This window comes from Pseudorhizobium sp. NPDC055634 (genome assembly GCF_053618655.1).
Genome location: NZ_JBSHHW010000007.1, coordinates 123,428 through 143,480 on the forward strand (window position 1 = coordinate 123,428; position 20,053 = coordinate 143,480).

The window sequence follows — 20,053 nt, forward strand, 5'->3', positions numbered from 1 at the left end:
GATAGGGAGATATCGCGCCGCATGCAATGCCGGTTCATGGGTCCGCCAATGCCGGGGTATTGTGATGGTGGGTTCACCGTTGCCGAATATCCCGCCCGCGACATAGCCGCAGCTCCATCCATGCGAAGACGGTTTCCCATCCCGCAAGGAAGTAGTCATGGGCGAGGAAGTACGCCTTCTCCGGCCCGCTTTGTAACGGCATCATCCGTTGGCTGAACGCCTCGAAGGCGTCGAGCTTTTCCTGCGCCGCACGGGCTTCCCGCACCTGAGCGTCTGCTGCCGAAAGTTCGGCTCCCATCCTTGCCATCAACTCTTTGAGACCTGCTCCTTTATCCCGCCAGAGCCGGCGGGTCAGGAAGTCGAGAGCCTGGATGCCCGTGGTTCCTTCGTAGATGGTCATGACGCGGGCATCGCGGAGATACTGCTCGAGCGGCCAGTCGCGTGTATAACCCGCCCCTCCGAGCACCTGGATGGCGGCGTTGGCGACAACGAAACCCGCATCCGCCCCGAAATTCTTGATCAGCGGCAGCATCCAGGCAGAGAAATCGGCAAGCTCTCGGCGTTTCTCGCTGTCCGGTTCGCATCGCGCCAGGTCCATGACGGTGGCAAGCTCCAGCACCGCCAGCCGCAGAACCTCCGTTCGGTTGCGCATCCCGCGAAGTTGACGCTGTACGTCCGGATGCTCCGCGATCACAACGGGCGGGTTTTCAGCATCTCCGCCCTGGCGCCTCTCCCGCGCATACTGTTCGGCAATATCAACCGACGCCGAAGCGAGCCCCAGCCCCTGGCACGCCGTCTGGAGGCGCATCAATTCGATCATCCCGAAGAGCTCGTTCAAACCGCGCCCCTCGCTCCCGATCAGCGCCCCCCGTGACTGATCGAAGTTCAGGGTGCAGGTCGGCGAGGCATGGAGCCCCATCTTGTCCTCAAGGCGTTCGACCGTCACGCCATTCGGTCCCCCGTCGATGATATTCGGGACGAGGAAGAGGCTGAGCCCCTTCGTGCCCGGCGCGTCTCCGCTTCGTGCCAGAAGGCAATGGCCGATCTGCTGCGTCATGTCGTGGTCGCCGAAGGAAATCCAGGTCTTCCGGCCCGAGATCCGCCATTCGTCCCCGACCCGTTCCGCTCTCGTCCGGAGCCTCCCGACATCCGAACCCGCATCGGCTTCCGAGATGCAGATGGTGGCCGTTCGCTCTCCCGAGGCAAGCTTCGGCACCCATTCCCGCGCCAGCTGTTCATCGCCCGCTTCGGAAATCAGATGGGCTGCGGCACGGGTGGAGCCTGCCGCCATCATGAGCGCGACGCAGCCTCGTTCGAACAGCGGCCCGCACGCCGCCTGCAGGGTCAGCGGCAGCCCCTGCCCGCCCCCGTCATCGGCGATATCCATCGCGAGCCAGCCTGCCTGCGCGTAAGCGTGAAATGCATCCGCAAAGCCGGCCGGGGTCGTTACCCGCCCGTGCACCAGCTGCGCTCCCTCTCGGTCACCGGCAGCATTGAGGGGCGCAAGCACGCGCTCCGCGAAGGATGCCGCCTGCGCCAGGATTTCGGCAGTCGTCTCGTCCTCGCAATCCGGCCGAAATTGCTGCAGCCGCCGCCAGCCCGGCGTGACCGCAAGCGCCTCGAGAGTTCTCGTCACCTGGTCGTGAAACGACATCCCCGACTACTTCGGCTGCATCCGAAGTGCACCATCCAGACGGATGACTTCACCGTTCACATACTGGTTCTCGATCAGGAAACGAACGGCATCGGCGAATTCGGACGGATGTCCAAGGCGGGACGGATAGGGAATGGCAGCACCGAGGCTCTCCTGCGTTTCCTGCGGCAATGCCGAAAGCAGGGGCGTCAGGAAAATGCCCGGCGCAACGGTATTCACCCGGATGCCGAACCGTCCGAGTTCCCGGGCCGCCGGGAGCGCCATCGACAGTATCCCCCCCTTGGAGGCGGAGTAGGCCACCTGTCCGATCTGTCCCTCGAATGCCGCGACCGACGCGGTATTGACGATGACGCCACGTGCGCCGTCTTCCCGTTCAGGGGCGGCAGCCATCCGCTCGGCGGCGAGCCGCATCATGTTGAACGTCCCGACGAGGTTGATGCGGATCACCCGTTCGAAATCGGCAAGCGGAAGCACCCCTTCTTTTCCCAGCATGCGACCGGCAGACGCAATCCCCGCACAATTGACGAGGATGCGCAGGCCGTCGCCCGCCTTCGCGGCCGTATCGACTGCCCGCCTGCCATCCTCTTCGCTGGCCACGTCGCCAGCCACGGGTACGCCGCCGATCTCGGCCGCGATCTCGCGGGCCGCAGCCTCATTCCTGTCGAGGACGTGAACGATGGCGCCCTGGGCGGCCAGGAGGCGCGCCGTCGCCTCGCCAAGCCCCGATCCGCCCCCCGTCACGATCGCGCTCGATCCTTCGATTTTCATGCGGCAAGCTCCTTCTCCGCCCGGATCACCCCCGGGTCATCACCATAAAGCGCGTCGACGAGTTCGCCCCGATGAGCGAGAACGGCGCGCTGGTTGATCGATCCCTTGTCGGTCACCTCGCCCTTTTCGAAGCGCAGCGGCTCGCCCATCAGCATGACGCGCATGACCCGCGTCGCAGAACCGCTTGCATTTCGCTGATGCTCGGCAAGCTTTGCAGCGATCGCCCTGCGCACTGCGTGGTGGTCCAGGATCTCGTCATCGCTCATACCTGCCTCTTCGCCTACCAGGGCTCGCAGCGCCGGCATGAAGGGCACGAGCAGCGCCCCGAGTTCCGCGCAGTTCTCGCCTGCGATGACGGCATCGCGGACGAGGCCGCCGAACTGGTTGACGAGTTGCGCACGCAAGACCCCGACTGCCACCCAGGTCCCGGTCTGCAGCTTGAAGTTTTCGGCGGTCCTGCCGTCGAAGTAGAAGCCCTTGCGGGGATCGCCCGGGACGGCGAAGCGCACCGCGTCGCCGATCCGGTAGAAGCCCTCCTCGTCGAACGCCTCCGCAGTCAGTTTGGCGTTGCGCCAGTATCCCGGCGTGACGTTGGGACCCTTGAGCCGCAGTTCGTACTTGTCGTCGAACGGAACAAGCTTCATCGTGACCCCCTGGGCCGGGATTCCGACATTGCCTGGCTGTTCCTGCGGGTCCGTACAGAAGAGCGCAAAGGGTGCCGTTTCGGTGGAGCCGATGCCGGTGCACAGGCGCACGCGGCGTTCGGTTGCGCTTTCCGACAGTTCAAGGAGTGAATTCCAGGTGTGCTGCGCCATGCCCGCACCGGCATACATCAGCATCTTGAGGTTCCTGAAAAAGCTTCGCGTCAGGGCGTCGTCGCCCCGCATGGCCTCCACAAGCATCTCGAAACCGGCTGGAACGTTGAAGTACCAGGTCGGCGAAACGTCGCGCAGGTTGGCGATCGTCTGGCCGATCATCGCGGCAGCGGGCTTGCCCCGATCGATGTAATAGGTTCCGCCGTTGTAGATCGCGATATTGAAGCACTTGTTGCCGGCGGCCGTGTGGTTCCAGGGAGCCCAGTCCACCAGGACCGGCGGCTCCTCCCGGAAGTACTGGTAGCAATCGGCAACCATTTCCTGGTTGGAGCACAGCATTCTCTGGGTCTGGATCACCGCCTTCGGCGATCCTGTCGTCCCCGAGGTGAAGAGAAACTTTGCTACCGTATCCGGCCCAACGGCATTGTAGGCGCGATCGACGTCCGGCGTGGGTCGGGTGCGCAGGATTTCCTCGAACGAATAGGTATTCGGCCGTCCGGGTGGGAGAGCCCCGACACCTGCAAGCGGGAACTCTCGTCCGAATACGGCATCGACGGCGTCCCGGAAGGCGTTGGCGTTCTCCGCGAATACAAGCCCCGGCGTGACCTGCCTTGCGATATCCTCGAGCTTGCCGAGACCAGTCGCGCTCGAAGCATAGGCCGGCGCGATCGCCGCCGAAGGCACTCCGACATGCTGGGCGCCAAGAGCCATCAACGCATGCGCTATCGAGTTTTCCGAGAGGATCAGGAGTGGTCGATCCACGGAAAGGTCAAGGTCCAGGAGGAACTGGCCGATACTTCGGACGCATACCAGCGCCTCGCCGTAGGTGACTGTCTGCCACTCTCCGGCTCCCTCGCGGTCCGCCATCCACACGCGACCCGGCGCCGTTCCAGCCCAGTGGACCAGCCGCTCGTTGATCTTGTCCGGGTAGGGACCGAGCGGATCTTCCCGCCAGATCACGATCTCGCCGCTTGAACGGTTCTCCCACCGAAGAACGGGCGACCACAGCTGCGCATCCCGCACGGCTTTGCTGGCCATGACACCTCCTCCCAGAGATTGCTCCCGATTTTTTGTTTACAAGGAAACAATCTCCTCGTAAACAATTAAACCGAGGACGGGCCAGCCCCGTGACGAGGAGAGGCGAGGAATGGCCGAACAGCCGGCACGCAATTTCGTCAGCTACGAAATCCAGGGCGAGATTGCTCACATCGGGCTCAACCGGCCCGAGAAGCGCAATGCGATCAGCGACGGCTTCGTCGAGATGATCGCCGATGCGGTCGCGCGCGCCGAGGGCGAGGCGAAGGCCGCGGTGCTTTACGGCCATGGCGACCACTTCTGTGCCGGACTCGACCTCGCCGAACACGTGAAGAAGACGCCGATAGAGGGCATACGCGGCTCCCGCCGTTGGCACGCCGTCTTCGCGACCATCGAGCACGGGACCATTCCGTGGGTTTCCGCGCTCCACGGCGCCGTGGTCGGAGGCGGGCTGGAACTGGCGGCGTCAACCCATATTCGCGTGGCCGAGCGGTCCGCCTTCTTCGCGCTTCCGGAAGGACAGCGCGGCATCTTCGTCGGCGGCGGCGGATCGGTCCGCGTCGCGCGCCTCGCGGGTACTGCCCGGATGACGGACATGATGCTGACGGGCCGGGTCGCGACCGCGGAGGATGCCGAACGCTGGAATCTGGTCCAGTACGTGGTCGAGACCGGAGAAGCGCGCCGTAAGGCCCACGAACTCGCAGTGGCGGCGGCAGGCAACGCCGCGATATCCAACTATGCGGTCATCAACGCTCTTCCCCGCATTCAGGACATGGCGAAGGAGGACGGGCTGTTCGTCGAATCCTTCATCGCCTCCTTTACTGCGACGAGCCCCGAGGCGGAGGAACGGCTGCGAGCTTTTCTCGAGAAGCGGGCAGCCCGGGTAAAGGCACCCGGCGCGGCGGGAGGGAACTGACGTGGACATCTCCTCCTCCCGCCGTGTCGAAAAGGTAAGGCTCGACGAGCTGTCGGACTCGCTCGGCTTCCTCCTGCGTCTGGCGCAGCTGCGCGCCTTCGAGGATTTCTTCTCCGATCGCGGTCCGCGCGGGCTGAAGCCCGGGGAGTTTTCGGTCCTTTGGGTGATCGCACGCAATCCCGGCATCCGGCAGAGCGTTCTCGGCCAGCGGCTGATGATCAAGCGCGCCCACATGACCAAGCTGATCCGTGCCCTGGAGGATCTGGGACTGGTGTCGCGGCGGACACCGGAAGCCGATCGCCGGGCCGTGGAACTCACCCTCACCGCCAGCGGTCGCCGGATGGTCGAGACCTCGAGCACCCAGTTCTTCTCCTATGAGGACACGACAGGCGATCCATTGAGCGACGGCGAGCGCGCGCAACTCATCTCGCTTCTGCAGAAGTATGTCGGGCTGGGGGAGGACAGGCGCGATGAACATCGATGAGCTGATCGCGATCGATATTCATACCCATGCCGAGGAGCCCTGCTGCGGTCCGCGCGACGATGGCTACGAAGAGTTCCAGGCCGGCATGGCCCGCTACTTCAAGAACCCTGCCGGTGCCAAGGGCATGCTGCCGACGGTCGAGGAGACCGCCGCCTATTACCGGGAACGCAGGATCGGCTGCGTGATCTTTCCGGTCGATTCGGAGCGGGAGACCGGCTTCCGGCGCTACGAGAACGAGGAAGTCGCCGAGATCGCCGCGCGCAACGCCGACATCATGATCCCGTTCGCATCGATTGACCCTGCGAAGGGAAAGCTGGGCGCGCGGGAAGCGCGGCGGCTGGTGCGGGAGTTCGGCGTCAGGGGGTTCAAGTTCCACCCCACGATGCAGGCCTTCTATCCCAACGACCGCAGTGCCTACCCGCTTTACGAGGCGATTGCAGAGGAAGGCGCGATCACCCTGTTCCACACGGGCCAGACGGGCGTCGGTGCCGGCATGCGTGGCGGCATGAACATGCGGCTCAAATATTCCAACCCGATCTACATGGACGACGTCGCCGCCGACTTTCCCGACATGCCGATCATCCTGGCCCATCCCTCCTTCCCCTGGCAGGAGGAGGCACTGTCGGTCGCCACCCACAAGCCCAACGTCTACATCGACATGTCCGGCTGGTCGCCCAAGTACTTTCCGCCGATTCTGGTCCGATATGCCAATACGATGCTGAAGCATAAGATGCTGTTCGGCTCCGACTGGCCTGCGATTACACCCGACCGCTGGCTCGCCGATTTCGAGGGCATCGAGATCCGCGACGAAGTACGCCCGCTGATCCTCAAGGAGAATGCTCGCAAACTGCTGAAGCTTTAGATTGCCATCTGCAACATGTTCCAACTGGGAGGGACAGAACATGAATCGCATGCTTGGAATGCTTGTCGGTTTCGCGGCACTCGCCGCAACCACGGCCGACGCCCGTGAACTTCGCATTGCACCCGGCGCGCCGCCGGCGCATCCATCGCACAGCCACCTTTACTCGAAACTGGCGGAACTTCTTCCGGAAGTTTCCGGCGGCAATCTGACGGCCCAGGTGCTGGGACCGGAGGTGGTCGGCCTCGGCCAGATGAAGGACGGCCTGCAAAGCCAGCTTGTCGAGATCGGCAACCTTTTGCCGCTCTATTTTCCCGCCGATCTGCCCAACATGTCGCTTGCCGGAGAACTGGCTCTTTCCGGCCGCGAACCGCACGCCATGGCGGCCGCGATGACCGAATACATGGTCACCTGCGCCACCTGCCAGGAAGAGATGAAGAAATTCGGCGTCACCTATCTCGGCTCGGGATCGTCGGACGTCTACGCTCTCCTGACCAACAGACCGGTACGGACCGCAGAGGACGTCAAGGGACTGAGACTGCGCAGCGGCGGCGCCCCGTTCTCGCGCTGGGCCGAGAATTTCGGTGCCGTGCCGGCGAATATCGGCGTCGGCGACACATTCGAGTCCATGTCGCAGGGGGTCATCGACGGCTCCATAGCGTCGATCGGCGACCTTCTGTCCTTCCGGCTCGTGGAACTGGTAAAGAACATCACCTTCGTGCCGCTGGGTACCTATCACGCAACTTCCGACTTCACCGTGGCCGATACGACCTGGCAAAGCCTGAGCCCGGAGGAGCGCAAGCAATTGGCGACCGCCGCCAACCAGGCGAACGTCATCTTCACCCAGCGGTGGGGCTACGAGATCGCCAAGGAGGCCCGAGCAGCCGCCGAGGCGGCCGGCATCCAGTTCGTCGAGCCCGATCCGGCATTCGTCAAGGCGGTAGAGGACTTCGCCGAGGCGGATAAGGAAACGGCCGCCAAAGTCTCGAAGGAACGCTTCGGCTTCGCCGACGCACCGGAAAGGGTCCAGCGCTTCTCCGAACTCGTCGACAAATGGACGGGCATCGTCAAGGAAGCCAACGGCGACCCGCAGGCGATCGCCAAGCGCCTGGACGAAGAGGTCTGGAGCAAGGTCGACTTCCAGACCTACGGCATGTAGCGCCACCGTCGCGGGGGTCTGCCCCCCGCGACCCCGCCTTGACCTGACAAATTCTCAATGGGATCAGCGATGCCGCTCGTTACAAGGCTTACTGACAGTCTGGCGCGCCTGCTTGCCTTCGTCGGCGCCGCAGGGGTTCTGGCGATGATGGTGCATGTCTGCGCCGACGTCGTCTCCCGCGTGACCACCGGCGCATCGCTATCCGCCACGGTAGAGATCGTTTCCTATTACTACATGGTGCTGATTGCCTTTCTTCCGCTGGCCTGGGTGGAGCGGAAGGAGGGGATGATCTCCGTCGAATTGATGGACTTCGTGCTGACGCCACGGATGCGCCGCATGTCCGACATCGCCATCGTCGTGTTCTCAATCGTGGTCTACGCCGTCATCGCCTATGCGAGCTGGCTCGCCGCCATGAAGAACTATCAGACCGGCACATTCGTCATCGCTCTCCAGACGAAGATTATCACCTGGCCGGGCTATTTCCTGCCGCCGATCGGCTTTGCCCTTGCCGCGCTGATCATGGTCGTGCGGCTTCTCAACCTCATCCGCGGGGAAACCGAGACGGACCGGGAGGCCTCGCTATGAGTGTGGAGGTTGGTCTCTACGGCGTCGGCGTCCTTCTGGTACTTCTCCTGCTGCGCGTGCCCGTGGCGCTCGCCATGATTGCGGTTTCCTTCGGAGGCATTGCGAGCCTTCTCGGCATCAGGCCGGCGCTCGGCATCATCACGTCCACGCCCTACAGCTTCGTTGCCAGCTGGACGATGAGCGCCGTCCCCATGTTCCTGCTGATGGGGTTCATCGCCTTCCATGCGGGACTGACCGCGAGCCTGTTCGGTGCCGCGAAGGCCATCCTGTGGCGGGTGCCGGGTGGATTGGCGATTTCCTCGATCTTCGCCTGCACGGGGTTTGCGACCGTCTCAGGCTCGTCGATAGCCTGCGCCGCCGCCATGGGCCGGATCGCCATCCCGGAAATGGTGTCGGCGGGCTACAGGCCAAGCTTCGCGGCGGGCTCGATCGCGGCCGGCGGAACGATCGGCGCGCTGATCCCGCCGTCCATCCTCATGATCATCTACGGCGTATTCGCCGAGACCTCGATAACCCAGGTCTTCATCGGCGGCATAGGTATCGGCCTGCTCACGGCCCTCTTCTATTGCCTCGTCGTCCTTGCCTTCTGGTGGCTGCGGCCCGACGTGGTTCCACGCAACAGCATGGGCACCTTCCGTGAGGCGGGAGGCTTCGCGGCGATCCTCAGGACCTGGCCGATTGCCATCCTCGTCGTCCTCGTTTTCGGCGGGCTGTTCTCCGGCTACTTCACGGCGACGGAAGCTGGCGCCGTCGGGGCGGGCGGAGCGATCCTGCTGTCGCTTGCAACAGGGAGGTTGACCCGGCAGGTCCTGCACACATCGCTGTTTGAAACCCTGATCACCTGCGCCTCGCTCTTCATCATCGGCATCGGCGCCTCCATGTTCACCCGTTTCCTCGGGGTGACCGGACTTTCCGGCTTCATCGGCTCGCTCGTCTCCGGGTCGGATCTCGGCTATGTCGAACTGATGAGCATTATCGTGCTGATCTATCTGGTCCTCGGTATGTTCATGGAGCCCTTCGGGGCGATGCTCGTCACCCTGCCTGTCCTGCTGCCGCTGCTGAAGGCGGAAGGGATCAGCCTCGTCTGGTTCGGCGTATTCGTCGTGAAGATGCTCGAGATCGGCATGATCACCCCACCCGTGGGCCTAAACGTCTTCGTGATCCGCAACGTCGCGTCACGCTACGTCACTGTCGTTCAGGTCTTCAGGGGTATCGTCCCCTTCCTGATTGCCGACTTGCTGGTGGTCGCGCTGGTCATAGCCTTTCCCGGCATCATTCTCAGCCTACCGCTTCTCCTGCAGTGATGCCTGCCGGCCGGGATCGCGTCGAGCGTAACGCCCCGGGCGAGCACCCGCGGCATCCCGCCCTCAAACCGTAGGTTACCGCGCACCGACGGGGCCGCGGCAACGGCCATCATGCCTGCTGGCAGGCCACCTGGAGGTTTGGATCGTCTGCCGGCAGGTCGATCCACCGGGCATTCGAGACGGTTCCATCCGCTGCGATCGCAACGTCGTCATCGACCAGATCAGTCCGGCGGTGGTTATTGCAGTCGAAGACGACCTTGATCACGGTGGTTTGCTGCCATCGGGCAGCGAGTATCATCGAGACCATGACCTGGCCGGGCTGCTCGGGATGCGTCCGCGCCGTGGACGTCTCGACGCCGGTGAAGCGCGTGGTCAGGGGACGGATATAGGACCATGGCCGCCAGCCGGCGCTTTCCGTATTCGACCACGTCACCGTGACCGATTGAGGGAACGAATTCCTCATGCGGTCGAACCAGCTGTATTCGCTCCATATGGCATACGAGATCATTCCGATACCGGCCGTGGCCGGCACGATCCACTTCGGCAGCCACCCGCGACTGATCCATCTCAGGCTCATGGCGAACCCGGCCACCGCCACACCAGCCACCACGGCGGCAATCAACTCAAACAGCATTCAGACTTCTTCCCTTTACACCGGTGCGCTTCCAGAATTGGCAAGCGCAGACTGCATGGTCCGCACCACCACGAAGGCGTCCCGCAAGTGCGACCTCTCGAAATCACCGAACTCGTATGGTCCGAGATAATTGCTTGGCCTTTCGCCGGCCTTGATCTGGTTTGCCTGGTTGCGGAGCCTGAAATCCGCGATCAGGTCATAGGCGGCGATCAGGTCCCGCCCCCCTGAACTGGAAATGATGCCGGCTTCCTCCGCCGCAAGCAGGCGCGCCCGGGTATTGACCGGCGTCAGGGCCCCCATCAGCGAATAGACGCGCGCCAGGTCGATCACCGGCACGACGCCATTGTGCTTCATGTCGATCTGGTTGCGATGTTCCCCCGCCCGGATTGTGACGAATGCCCGCAGCAGACCGAGCGGTGGAGCATGCTTCAGCGAATTGCTGATCATGTGCCCGACGAAGAGCGAATTGCGGCTGGCTTGCGCCAGGACGTCCGCCTGCAGGTCCTCGAAGAGCCGGGTTTCCCCGACGATTGGCCTCAGGTCGAACATGACGCTCGCCAGCATCTGCGCCATCGGTTCCGGCTCCCGGATCCAGCCTTCGAAATATCCCTTCCACACACGGACCGGCTGGCACCACCGGGTGTTTGTCGCCATCATGTCGCCGGGGCAGAAGAAATAGCCGCATGCGTCCAGGCCGTCGCTGACGAAGCGCGCCAGCTTCTCGAACCAGGGCCGCTGGCTCTCCTGGAAACCGTCATCGATGAAGATGCAGTTGTCCTGGTCGGTGATGCCCGCCTGCTCCTGCCGGCCCTGGCTGCCGCAGGCGAGCCACAGATAAGGTACCGGCGGTGGCCCGAGATCCGCTTCCGCCAGGGCCACGAGGCGGCGCGTCACCGCATCGGTGATATCCGTGATCAGTCGCGTGACGACATGATGCGCGTTGTTGCCGCCAACCAGCTGGACGAGCAGCTGCGGGATCTTCGCCGTCACCGCGCGGAGTTCGCCCACGCCTTTCGCACTGGTGATCTCACGAATGAGGAGAGCCGACGAAATCGCCTGGAAGCGCGTCAGGTCCGTCTGTGTGATCATCCCGACCAGGCGCTCGCCATGCACGACCGGCAGGTGGCCGATGTTCTTCTCCAGCATGAGGTGGAGGACATCCGAGCCGAGATCGCCTTCCGAAAGCGTCATCGGCCTCGCGGTCATCACTTCGGAGACCTTTGTCGTGGCCGGATCCAGCCCCTGCGCAAGCACGCCCGATGTCAGGTCCCGGGTCGTCACCAGTCCGACGAGACGGTTCTGCTCGACAACGCCGAGGCTCGATACCCGGTGCTCCCGCATGATGCCGGCCGCGTGGCGCACGCTGTCGTCCGGCGAACAGGTCCGCACCGGAGTCGACATCAGGTCGCCGACCTTCCGCATCGTCACGTCGTCGCGGCGCGCCTCCGCCGAGCGTCCTCGGCTGAAGAAGCGGGCGTAGACCGGCTGCTCCTGCATCAGCCGCTTGAATTCGGACTTCGGCAGCACGAGCAAGGCACCGTCGGACAGCGAATTGGCGCTCGTCACGGCGCGACCGTCGGCCAGCAGGCCTCGTTCGCCAAGGGAATTTCGGGGAAAAAGCTGCGAAATGACCGTCCCGGACTCGTCGCGGACCTGGACGCTACCCTTCATGATCACGAAGAGACCGGGCAATTGATCGCCGCGGAAGTAGATGGGATCGCCGCCGGAGACCAGACGCCGCTCGAAGCGCGGAATCAATCGGTCGAGTTCATCCCGGGGCAGGCTGTCGTAGGGATGAAGTGTCTCGAGAAATCCTGCTATGTCGCGGGTTTCGACACCCATGGACCCCTCATTTCGGCCGGATCGGCAGCCTTGGCTGCAAATGGGAAGGCGGCAGTCGTACCGCCGCCTTCCCGGGGTTCGAAGTTAGTGGCCGGTTGCGCCGCCTGCACCGCGGGGAACGCGGATCGACTCTACGAGATCCTGCACGTGCTGCGGCGGTGCCTGCGTCATCATCGAGACAGCGTAGGCTGTGGCGAAGTTGAGCAGGGCGCCGATCGGGCCGAATGCCGCCGGCGTGATGCCGAACAGGTAGTTGGCCGGTACGTTCTCGAGCATGTTCGTACCCGGGATGAAGAACCAGCCCAGATAGGTGAACAGGTAGAGGCAGGTGACAACGAGGCCGACGAGCATGCCGATCGTGGCACCGGCCGAGTTCACCCGCTTCGAGAAGATGCCCATCATCAGGACCGGGAAGATGCTGGCTGCGGCAAGGCCGAAGGCGAGAGCCACCGTCTGGGCTGCGAAGCCTGGCGGGTTGAGGCCCAGCACGGTTGCGACCAGGATGGCGCCGCCCATGGAGATACGGGCTGCCAGCAGTTCTCCCTTTTCGGAGATGTCGGGCTTCAGGTAGTCCTTGATGAGGTCGTGGCTGATAGCCGACGAGATGGCAAGGAGCAGGCCTGCGGCCGTCGACAGGGCGGCAGCGAGACCGCCGGCTGCGATGAGGCCGATAACCCAGCCCGGAAGCTGAGCGATTTCCGGGTTGGCGAGAACGAGGATGTCGTTGTTGATATCCAGTTCGTTGCCGGCCCAGCCACGCTGCGTTGCGGTCTCGGTGAAACCGGCAGCCTTGTCATTGTAGTACTGGATGCGGCCGTCGCCGTTCTTGTCCTGGAACTTCAGAAGACCGGTGGTTTCCCAGTTCCTCATCCAGTCCGGACGCTCGTCATAGAGAACCGCCTGCTCCTGCGGGCCGTTCGGGAAGATGGTGTCGATGATGTTGAGGCGTGCCATGGCACCGACGGCAGGAGCCGTGAGGTAGAGAAGCGCGATGAACACCAGCGCCCAGCCGGCCGACCAGCGAGCATCGGCTACCTTCGGAACGGTGAAGAAGCGGATGATGACGTGCGGCAGACCGGCGGTGCCGATCATCAGCGACAGCGTGAACAAGGTCATGTTCAACATGTCGCCCTGGGCTGTGTAGGCGTTGAAGCCGAGATCGGTCACGACCTGGTCGAGTTTCTGCAGAAGCGGCAGGCTCGATTCCGTATGGGTCGAGAACAGGCCAAGCGGCGGAATTGCATTGCCCGTCAGTTGCAGCGAGATGAAGATCGCCGGGATCGTGTAGGCGATGATCAGGACGATGTACTGCGCCACCTGCGTATAGGTGATGCCCTTCATGCCGCCCAGAACAGCATAGATGAAGACCACTGCGGCAGCGATCCAGAGACCCGTCGAGACTTCCACTTCAAGGAAGCGCGAGAAGGCCACGCCGGCGCCCGTCATCTGGCCGATGACGTAGGTAACCGAGATGATGATCAGGCATACGACTGCGACGAGGCGAGCCGTCTGGCTGTAGAAGCGGTCGCCGATGAACTGCGGAACCGTGTACTTGCCGAACTTGCGGAGATAGGGCGCAAGCAGGAGCGCGAGGAGGACGTAGCCGCCCGTCCAGCCCATGAGATAGGTCGAATTGACGTAGCCGACGCCGGCGATCAGGCCAGCCATGGAGATGAAGGACGCGGCCGACATCCAGTCGGCGGCCGTCGCCATCCCGTTCATGACCGGGTTGACGCCGCGGTTGGCGGCGTAGAACTCGGCCGTGGAGCCTGCGCGGGCCCACAGCGCGATGCCGATGTAGATCGCGAAGGACGCGCCCACGATCAGCAGGTTGAGTGTATACTGGTCCATTATTCCCCCCGTCCCTTACTGCTCGTCTACGCCGTGCTCGCGATCGAGCCGGTTCATGTAGATCGAGTAATAGAAAATCAGCCCAATGAAGACGATGATTGACCCCTGCTGAGCAAACCAGAAGCCCAGGTCGGTGCCCCCGACCGGAATGCCCGACAGCATCGGGCGCAACAGGATGCCGAAGCCGTAAGAAACGACCGCCCAGATCACCAGGCAAATGGTGATGATGCGGATGTTCGCTGCCCAATAGGAATTGGACGATGATTTGTCCGTCACGTGTACCTCCTCCAAAATTCGCGCCCCCCAAGGACGCCACCTCCTGTCCAAACGCTCACCGTTTCCCAACACGAGTGGACAAGTCTGAAGAAGTACCTAATCGGTTAGCATGCGTACATCCTCCGATAGTCTTAGTTCTTCCGCGAGCGTTACTTACCGCGCGAAGAGCGACTGACGGGGAGTATGTTTTCCACAAATAAATGCAGCAGCGGCGTTCGACCCGTGCCTTTTGTCCGGAGCAAGCGGCCTGTCGGATGACACTTATTGGCGCAACCCGGCGACCGATGCGTTCGCCTCTGAGAATTTATGGGCCCTGACAGGAAGCATTCGTCTTCGATGCTGGGAGCCCGCATCAGCCTGTTTTCTGGCGTTCGCCGAGCCTCGGCCCGCGCTCGCAATCGAGGGAGACTGCGTCCGCGAATACCTGTCCGATGCCGATGAGAACCGGGTCGTCGTAGCCGATTTCAGCGATACCCATGCCGAGTTCGGCCAGGCTTCCGATCCACCGTCGCTCCTGCGGACGCGACACGGAACTGACGATCACCGCCGCGGCTTCCCCCGGCATGCCTTCCTTCAGGAGTCGATCCCGGATGACGGTAGCGGTGCGGCCGCCCATGTAGAAGACACTGGTCGTCCCGGGTTCCGTGAGGCTTCGCCAGTCGAGGCTTTCCGGAAGTCGCCCGTCGCGGGCATGCCCGGTCACGAAGCGCACCGCCTGCGCATGGTCGCGGTGGGTGAGCGATATGCCGAGACGCGCCGCCATGGCGCTCGCGGCGGTGATACCCGGCACCACGTCCACCGCAATGCCCTGGCTCATGAGGACCGCAATTTCCTCACCGGCCCGGCCGAAGATCATCGGATCGCCTGACTTCAGCCGCACCACGTGTTTGCCGCCCCTGGCGAAGTCGATCATCATGCGGTTGATATCGTCCTGCCGGCAGCTTTCCCTTCCTCCGCGCTTGCCCACCAGCATGCGCTTGGCCTCGCGGCGAGCGAGCTCGAGAACCTCGGCGGAGACAAGATCGTCGAACAGGATGACATCGGCGGCCTGAAGCGCCCGAACCGCCTTCAGCGTGAGATACTCGGCATCCCCCGGCCCCGCCCCCACCAGTGTCACCCGCCCGGCTTTCGGCGCGGGAGCGCCATTCGTCGCCAGGGCAAGGAGGTCCAGCTCCGCCCTCGCGTCCGGCCCCTCGCCGGCAGAAAAGGCGCGATCCACGAAGCGCTCCCAGAAGAAACGCCGTTGCACCCCGGGCTGGAGGCGCTCGTTCACCGCGTCGCGAAGCGACTGTGCAAGCTTCGCCCACTCCTTCAGCCCATGCGGAAGCAGGGTCTCAATGCGCCGGCGGATTGCCTGCGCGAGAATAGGCGCCGCGCCGTCCGTGGAGATTGAGACAACCACCGGGGACCGGTTGACGATCGATCCGAACTGAAACTGACAGAATTCCGGCTTGTCGATGACGTTGACCGGCACGCCGGCCGCGAGTGCCGCCTCGAAGAAGGCCCGCGCCTCGGGCTCGTCCTCGCAATCGCCTATCGCCATCGCCGCACCCGGGAAGATGTCCGGTCCCCACGACCGTTCGTGATGAACGCAGCGGCCGCCATTCTCTCCCGGGATACGCCTGATCAGCGCCTCGAAGGTGGGCGAGAGAGCCCCGTCGGGTGCGTAGACCGCCACCTCGGCGCCGCAGGCGCAAAGAAGCTCCGCCTTCCAGGCAGCCGCATCCGAGCCGCCCGCCACCACCACCGTCTTGCCGGCAAGGCTCCAGAACACGGGAAGCTTGACCAGCGGCTCGATCCGGTCCGGTGTCTCCCTCTGTCGACCGGTCTCGACAATCTGCACTTCGGGCATGGCGGTCTCCATGGCAGGGGACGATGGGAGCGGATGGGTCAGGTCCGTGAACCCGGACCTGACCCGGTTCGCGCTACTCCGCGGCGACGAGGCGCGGCGCGGATTTTTCCGCGATCTTGCGGCTCGGAGACGTGCGGTAGTGGGTTGCGTAGATCATCCCGCCCACGAAGGTCAGGCCGCCGACGAGATTGCCGACCACTGTCGGAATTTCGTTCCAGAGGAAATAGTCCGCCCAGGTAAACTGGCCGCCCAGCATGATGCCCGAGGGGAACAGGAACATGTTGACGATGGAGTGCTCGAAGCCCAGGTAGAAGAAGATGACGATGGGCATCCACATCCCGATCACCTTGCCGGATACCGACGTGGACATCATCGCGGCGATGACGCCCGTGGAGACCATCCAGTTGCACATCACCGCACGGACGAAGAGCGTCAGCATGCCCGAGGCGCCGGCGGCGGCATAGCCGAGCGTGCGCGACTCCCCGATCAGGCCGATCTTCTGGCCAACCGCGTTGGGCGCCTCCGAGAAGCCCATCGTGAAGATGATCGCCATGAAGATCGCCGTCGTCATGGCACCGGCGAAGTTGCCGATGAAGACCAGCCCCCAGTTGCGCAGGATGCCGCCGACGGTCACGCCCGGCCGACGGGCAATCAACGCAAGCGGCGCGAGCGTGAAGACGCCGGTGAGGAGGTCGAAACCCATCAGGTAGAGCATGCAGAAGCCGACCGGAAACAGCAGCGCTCCGATGAGCGGGTTTCCGGTGTTGACGGTAACGGTCACCGCGAACGCCGCGGCAAGCGCCAGGATGGCGCCGGCCATATAGGCCCGGATGAGAGTATCCTTGGTGGACATGAAGACTTTGGATTCGCCCGCATCGATCATTTTCGTGGCGAATTCCTGGGGTGCTACATAGGACATCGGATTTCCTTTCGCGAAGCAGGAGACGGCTCAGCAAGCCGCGGTGGTTGCAGTGAGGTTGAGGTAGACGTTGCGACCTTCGATCCGGACGGGAAAGGCTGGTGTCCTCCCCTCGTCGGCACCCTGGGCCTCCCCGGTTTCGAGCGAAATCACCCAGTTGTGGAGCGGGCATGTGACGCAGCCGTCATGCACAATCCCTTCGCTGAGGGGCCCGTTCTTGTGCGGGCACTTGTCTTCGAGCGCGAACACCCGATCATCGGCGGTCCTAAAGACGGCGATCCGCCGCGCCCCATCCTTGACGCGCCGCGAGCCCTGGCGCGGAATGTCGTCGATGGTCCCGATGAGAACCCAGGCCGTATCGGCAAAGATCACACGCGCGTTCATTCCGCTGCCTCCTTCTGGATGACGGCCATGGGGCTGAATTCATGCTTGTCCTTGCCGGAGACGCGTTCCGACCAGGGGTCGACCTGCGCGAATTTCTGGCTGAACACGAAGCGCTCGTAATAGGCCCGGCGCTTGTCGCCATCCGCCATGATCTGGCGGCGGATTTCGTCGAGGCCGACGCGCTTCGCCCATTTGTAGATGCGCTCGAGGTAGCGCCCCTGCTCGCGGTACATCTGCGTCAGCGCGACGATGTGCTCCAGCGCCTCGTCCGCGCTCGCTACCTGGCCGAGCACTTCCGTACCCTTGATGTCGAGCCCGGCAGCACCCGCGAAGTGGATCTCGAACCCCGACTCGACGCATATCACGCCGATATCCTTGCAGGTCGCTTCGGCGCAGTTGCGAGGGCAGCCGGAGACGGCCATCTTGAGCTTGGCGGGCGTCCACGAGCCCCACATGAACTTCTCGATACGGATGCCGAGCCCGGTGGAATCCTGCGTGCCGAAGCGGCACCAGTCGGAGCCGACACAGGTCTTCACGGTCCTGAGCCCCTTGGCATAGGCCTGGCCCGATACGAAGCCGGCCTTGCCGAGGTCCGCCCAGACGGCCGGAAGGTCTTCCTTCTCGATCCCGAGCAGGTCGATGCGCTGCCCGCCGGTGACCTTGACGGCGGGGATTGCGAACTTGTCGACCACGTCGGCGATCGCCCGCAACTCCTTCGAGGAGGTCATCCCGCCCCACATCCGCGGCACGACGGAATAGGTCCCGTCCTTCTGGATGTTGGCGTGCACGCGTTCGTTGATGAAGCGCGACTGGTAGTCGTCGGCATATTCCGCCGGCCAGTCGCAGACGAGATAGTAGTTCAGCGCAGGACGACACTTGGCGCAGCCGCAAGAGGTTTTCCACTCCAGTTCCTGCATCACCGCCGGGATGGTTTTCAGGCCCTTCGCCCGGATCAGCCGCCGCACGTCGTCGTGACCGAGTTCGGTACATGGGCACATCGGCGTGACCGCCGCGGGGTTGTATCGGTCGCCGAGCGTCAGCGTCATCAACTGCTCGACGAGACCCGTGCAGGTACCGCAGGAGGCGGACGCCTTGGTGTGCGCGCGAACGGCCTCCAGTGTCGTCAGGCCCCGGCCGGTGATCGCCCCGGTGATTTTGCCCTTGCACACGCCGTTGCAGCCGCAGATTTCCGCGTCGTCCGGCAAGACTGCGACGGCCGCAACAGGGTCCAGCGGGGCGCCGCCCTGGTATGAGTGGCCGAAGATGAGCGTGTCCCGCATCGCGGAAATGTCGGTGCCCTTCTTCTTCAGGTCGTTGAACCAGGCGCCGTCGCCGGTTTCGCCGTAGAGAACGGCACCGATGATCCGGTTGTCCTTCAGGACGATCCGCTTGTAGACGCCGGCAGTGGCGTCGCGCAGGACGATCTCCTCCCGCCCCTCTCCCTCGGAGAAATCGCCGATGGAATAGAGATTGATCCCCGTGACCTTCAGCTTGGTCGGCGTATCGGAATGGGCGAATACCGGGCTTCGCTCGCCGGAGAGGCGGGCCGCGGCCACGCGGGCCATCTCGTAGAGGGGAGCCACCAGACCATAGACCTGCCCGGCCACTTCCGCACATTCGCCGATGGCAAGGATGTCGCCGTCCGAGGTCTGCATGCGGGCGTCCACGACGATGCCGCGGTCGACCGCAAGGCCGGCTGCCCTGGCCAGGGCGATGTTCGGCCGGATACCGACCGCCATCACCACAAGCGAGGCGTCTACGACGCGGCCGTCCTCCAGTTCGACGCCCTTCGCGCGGCCTTCCCCGAGGATCGCCTTGGTGTTCGCCTTGCAGATGACCTTGATGCCGCGCTGCTCCACCGCCTTCTGCAGGAGATAGCCGGCCGCCGGATCGAGCTGTCGTTCCATCAGGGTCGGCATCACGTGCAGGACGGTGACGTCCATGCCGCGCTCGGCAAGCCCTGCCGCCGCTTCCAGACCCAGCAGCCCGCCGCCGATGACCACGGCCTTCTCTCGCGATTGCGCAGCGAGCAGCATGGCGTTGACGTCGTCGAGGTCGCGGTAGGTGATGACCCCCGGCAGATCCCTGCCCGGCACCGGGATGATGAACGGTAGCGAGCCCGTCGCGATCACCAGCCGATCGTAGTTTTCGGTGACGCCCTGATCGGATGTTACGGTCCGGGCGAAGCGATCGATCGCGACGATCCGATGCCCCTTGTAGAGGGTAATGCCATGGTCGATGTACCAGCCGTCGCCGTGGATGACGATCTGCTCGTAGGTCTTCTCGCCGGACAGGACGGGCGAGAGCATGATCCGGTCATAGTTCACACGCGGTTCCGCGTTGAATATGGTCACCTCGTAACGGCCGGGCGCGTGCTCGAAGAGATGCTCCAGCATGCGTCCAGGTGCCATTCCGTTGCCGATGATGACGAGCTTCTCGGGCGTGGTGGTCATTGGCGGTCCTCGATGGAGGTATCGGAAACGAAAAAACGCCGCTCGGAGATCGCGCTGGCGGGACGAGCCCGTGCTGCAAAATCCTTGCGACGTCGATGTCTTGGTGGGCGCGGCCTGGCGCCCTATATCCGATCGCCATTGACCGGCACAATGTTACAAAGCAAGCCCTATGCCAGACGCCGAGCCAGGTAGGAAGTCATTGACCGGATTGAGGCTTTTCTCCCGGAGCTCACAGGCTCCGCCGGCGGCAATCACGTGCACTG

17 protein-coding genes are annotated in these 20,053 nt (G+C 63.7%); 6 read left to right on the forward strand and 11 right to left on the reverse strand.

Features of this window, described 5'->3' with window-relative positions:
- Nucleotides 1-73: 73 nt before the first annotated feature.
- The 3 genes from ACWGPT_RS13240 to ACWGPT_RS13250 are packed head-to-tail and all read right to left on the reverse strand — an operon-like array spanning nucleotide 74 to nucleotide 4,275.
- Nucleotides 74-1,654 (reverse strand): acyl-CoA dehydrogenase family protein, encoded by a 1,581-nt coding sequence (locus ACWGPT_RS13240; RefSeq protein WP_452606074.1) that lies wholly within the window; start codon nucleotides 1,652-1,654, stop codon nucleotides 74-76.
- A 6-nt stretch (nucleotides 1,655-1,660) separates the two neighbouring features.
- Nucleotides 1,661-2,422, reverse strand: coding sequence for an SDR family NAD(P)-dependent oxidoreductase (locus tag ACWGPT_RS13245; protein ID WP_452606075.1), 762 nt, complete (start codon nucleotides 2,420-2,422; stop codon nucleotides 1,661-1,663).
- A complete protein-coding gene (locus tag ACWGPT_RS13250) occupies nucleotides 2,419-4,275 on the reverse strand; it encodes a feruloyl-CoA synthase (protein ID WP_452606076.1) in 1,857 nt (618 codons plus the stop codon). Before ACWGPT_RS13250 ends, ACWGPT_RS13245 begins: the two co-directional genes overlap by 4 nt.
- A gap of 109 nt (nucleotides 4,276-4,384) precedes the next feature.
- Here ACWGPT_RS13250 and ACWGPT_RS13255 point away from each other — a divergent pair, with 109 nt between their 5' ends.
- The 6 genes from ACWGPT_RS13255 to ACWGPT_RS13280 all read left to right on the forward strand — a co-directional run bounded on the left by ACWGPT_RS13255 (nucleotide 4,385) and on the right by ACWGPT_RS13280 (nucleotide 9,579).
- On the forward strand, nucleotides 4,385-5,188 hold the full coding sequence (locus tag ACWGPT_RS13255; protein WP_452606077.1) for a crotonase/enoyl-CoA hydratase family protein: 804 nt from the start codon (nucleotides 4,385-4,387) through the stop codon (nucleotides 5,186-5,188).
- A gap of 1 nt (nucleotide 5,189) precedes the next feature.
- Nucleotides 5,190-5,672: a MarR family winged helix-turn-helix transcriptional regulator gene (locus ACWGPT_RS13260; protein WP_452606078.1), complete on the forward strand. Its 483-nt coding sequence runs from the start codon at nucleotides 5,190-5,192 to the stop codon at nucleotides 5,670-5,672.
- Nucleotides 5,659-6,534 carry an amidohydrolase family protein gene (locus tag ACWGPT_RS13265; protein ID WP_452606079.1) on the forward strand — a complete coding sequence of 292 codons (876 nt, stop codon included), beginning with the start codon at nucleotides 5,659-5,661 and terminating at the stop codon, nucleotides 6,532-6,534. Before ACWGPT_RS13260 ends, ACWGPT_RS13265 begins: the two co-directional genes overlap by 14 nt.
- 40 nt (nucleotides 6,535-6,574) lie before the next feature.
- Entirely contained in the window at nucleotides 6,575-7,690 is a 1,116-nt protein-coding gene (locus ACWGPT_RS13270; protein ID WP_452606080.1) for a C4-dicarboxylate TRAP transporter substrate-binding protein, read from the forward strand.
- 69 nt (nucleotides 7,691-7,759) lie between these two features.
- Nucleotides 7,760-8,275 (forward strand): TRAP transporter small permease, encoded by a 516-nt coding sequence (locus ACWGPT_RS13275; RefSeq protein WP_452606081.1) that lies wholly within the window; start codon nucleotides 7,760-7,762, stop codon nucleotides 8,273-8,275.
- Nucleotides 8,272-9,579, forward strand: a complete 1,308-nt coding sequence (locus ACWGPT_RS13280) for a TRAP transporter large permease (RefSeq protein WP_452606082.1) — start codon at nucleotides 8,272-8,274, stop codon at nucleotides 9,577-9,579. The genes ACWGPT_RS13275 and ACWGPT_RS13280 overlap by 4 nt, the downstream gene beginning before the upstream one ends.
- Before the next feature lie 109 nt (nucleotides 9,580-9,688).
- Here the strand turns inward: ACWGPT_RS13280 and ACWGPT_RS13285 are convergent, their stop codons facing one another.
- The 8 genes from ACWGPT_RS13285 to nirB all read right to left on the reverse strand — a co-directional run bounded on the left by ACWGPT_RS13285 (nucleotide 9,689) and on the right by nirB (nucleotide 19,790).
- A complete protein-coding gene (locus ACWGPT_RS13285) occupies nucleotides 9,689-10,213 on the reverse strand; it encodes a hypothetical protein (RefSeq protein ID WP_452606083.1) in 525 nt (174 codons plus the stop codon).
- 15 nt (nucleotides 10,214-10,228) lie between these two features.
- The gene (locus ACWGPT_RS13290; protein WP_452606084.1) at nucleotides 10,229-12,055 is read right to left on the reverse strand and encodes a DUF294 nucleotidyltransferase-like domain-containing protein; all 1,827 of its coding nucleotides are present in this window, start codon (nucleotides 12,053-12,055) and stop codon (nucleotides 10,229-10,231) included.
- A gap of 84 nt (nucleotides 12,056-12,139) precedes the next feature.
- Nucleotides 12,140-13,906: a sodium:solute symporter family protein gene (locus tag ACWGPT_RS13295; protein WP_452606085.1), complete on the reverse strand. Its 1,767-nt coding sequence runs from the start codon at nucleotides 13,904-13,906 to the stop codon at nucleotides 12,140-12,142.
- 15 nt (nucleotides 13,907-13,921) lie between these two features.
- The gene (locus tag ACWGPT_RS13300) at nucleotides 13,922-14,182 is read right to left on the reverse strand and encodes a DUF4212 domain-containing protein (RefSeq protein ID WP_452606086.1); all 261 of its coding nucleotides are present in this window, start codon (nucleotides 14,180-14,182) and stop codon (nucleotides 13,922-13,924) included.
- Nucleotides 14,183-14,534: 352 nt separating this feature from the next.
- Entirely contained in the window at nucleotides 14,535-16,034 is a 1,500-nt protein-coding gene (gene cysG, locus ACWGPT_RS13305; RefSeq protein WP_452606087.1) for a siroheme synthase CysG, read from the reverse strand.
- A gap of 73 nt (nucleotides 16,035-16,107) precedes the next feature.
- On the reverse strand, nucleotides 16,108-16,953 hold the full coding sequence (locus ACWGPT_RS13310; RefSeq protein ID WP_452606088.1) for a formate/nitrite transporter family protein: 846 nt from the start codon (nucleotides 16,951-16,953) through the stop codon (nucleotides 16,108-16,110).
- 30 nt (nucleotides 16,954-16,983) lie between these two features.
- Entirely contained in the window at nucleotides 16,984-17,337 is a 354-nt protein-coding gene (gene nirD, locus ACWGPT_RS13315; RefSeq protein WP_452606089.1) for a nitrite reductase small subunit NirD, read from the reverse strand.
- Nucleotides 17,334-19,790 (reverse strand): nitrite reductase large subunit NirB, encoded by a 2,457-nt coding sequence (gene nirB / locus ACWGPT_RS13320; protein WP_452606090.1) that lies wholly within the window; start codon nucleotides 19,788-19,790, stop codon nucleotides 17,334-17,336. The genes nirD and nirB overlap by 4 nt, the downstream gene beginning before the upstream one ends.
- Nucleotides 19,791-20,053: the final 263 nt, after the last annotated feature.

What these genes read in the sequence shown, in the direction of transcription:
- ACWGPT_RS13290 (WP_452606084.1), bottom strand. Translation starts at nt 12,055, where the DNA reads ATGGGTGTCGAAACCCGCGACATAGCAGGATTTCTCGAGACACTTCAT.
- ACWGPT_RS13265 (WP_452606079.1), top strand. Translation starts at nt 5,659, where the DNA reads ATGAACATCGATGAGCTGATCGCGATCGATATTCATACCCATGCCGAG.
- cysG (WP_452606087.1), bottom strand. Translation starts at nt 16,034, where the DNA reads ATGCCCGAAGTGCAGATTGTCGAGACCGGTCGACAGAGGGAGACACCG.
- ACWGPT_RS13270 (WP_452606080.1), top strand. Translation starts at nt 6,575, where the DNA reads ATGAATCGCATGCTTGGAATGCTTGTCGGTTTCGCGGCACTCGCCGCA.
- ACWGPT_RS13250 (WP_452606076.1), bottom strand. Translation starts at nt 4,275, where the DNA reads ATGGCCAGCAAAGCCGTGCGGGATGCGCAGCTGTGGTCGCCCGTTCTT.
- ACWGPT_RS13255 (WP_452606077.1), top strand. Translation starts at nt 4,385, where the DNA reads ATGGCCGAACAGCCGGCACGCAATTTCGTCAGCTACGAAATCCAGGGC.
- ACWGPT_RS13275 (WP_452606081.1), top strand. Translation starts at nt 7,760, where the DNA reads ATGCCGCTCGTTACAAGGCTTACTGACAGTCTGGCGCGCCTGCTTGCC.
- ACWGPT_RS13310 (WP_452606088.1), bottom strand. Translation starts at nt 16,953, where the DNA reads ATGTCCTATGTAGCACCCCAGGAATTCGCCACGAAAATGATCGATGCG.
- ACWGPT_RS13240 (WP_452606074.1), bottom strand. Translation starts at nt 1,654, where the DNA reads ATGTCGTTTCACGACCAGGTGACGAGAACTCTCGAGGCGCTTGCGGTC.
- nirD (WP_452606089.1), bottom strand. Translation starts at nt 17,337, where the DNA reads ATGAACGCGCGTGTGATCTTTGCCGATACGGCCTGGGTTCTCATCGGG.
- ACWGPT_RS13295 (WP_452606085.1), bottom strand. Translation starts at nt 13,906, where the DNA reads ATGGACCAGTATACACTCAACCTGCTGATCGTGGGCGCGTCCTTCGCG.
- ACWGPT_RS13285 (WP_452606083.1), bottom strand. Translation starts at nt 10,213, where the DNA reads ATGCTGTTTGAGTTGATTGCCGCCGTGGTGGCTGGTGTGGCGGTGGCC.
- ACWGPT_RS13245 (WP_452606075.1), bottom strand. Translation starts at nt 2,422, where the DNA reads ATGAAAATCGAAGGATCGAGCGCGATCGTGACGGGGGGCGGATCGGGG.
- nirB (WP_452606090.1), bottom strand. Translation starts at nt 19,790, where the DNA reads ATGACCACCACGCCCGAGAAGCTCGTCATCATCGGCAACGGAATGGCA.
- ACWGPT_RS13280 (WP_452606082.1), top strand. Translation starts at nt 8,272, where the DNA reads ATGAGTGTGGAGGTTGGTCTCTACGGCGTCGGCGTCCTTCTGGTACTT.